Genomic DNA, 277 nt, shown 5'->3' on the forward strand with positions numbered 1-277 from the left:
GATATACTGTTAACCGATATTCAAATGCCAATTTTAGATGGTTTAGGCCTGGCGAAAAGGATTCGAGCAGATAACCGCTTTAAAGATTTAGCCATTGTTGCGATTACAGCTAACATTATTAAAGACAATATCGATGCTTGTTACGATGCCGGTATGAATGATTTTTTAACTAAACCGGTTGAGTTGGCTAAGCTTAAATCGCTTTTAATGGAGTACTCAACAACCATGGTTAATACTCATATTGACGGTAATAAAGTGTCAGAGGTTGAGACTGATT

At 36.5% G+C, this 277-nt stretch carries 1 protein-coding gene; it reads left to right on the plus strand.

Annotated elements, in window-relative coordinates; translation table 11 throughout:
* Positions 1 to 24 precede the first annotated feature (24 nt).
* Positions 25 to 277 (plus strand): response regulator (locus AAEY72_RS14710; protein ID WP_352311280.1); only part of this gene is annotated, 253 nt, incomplete at its 3' end.

The organism is Psychrobacter sp. W2-37-MNA-CIBAN-0211, from assembly GCF_040309405.1.
Taxonomy (GTDB): Bacteria; Pseudomonadota; Gammaproteobacteria; order Pseudomonadales; family Moraxellaceae; genus Psychrobacter; species Psychrobacter glaciei.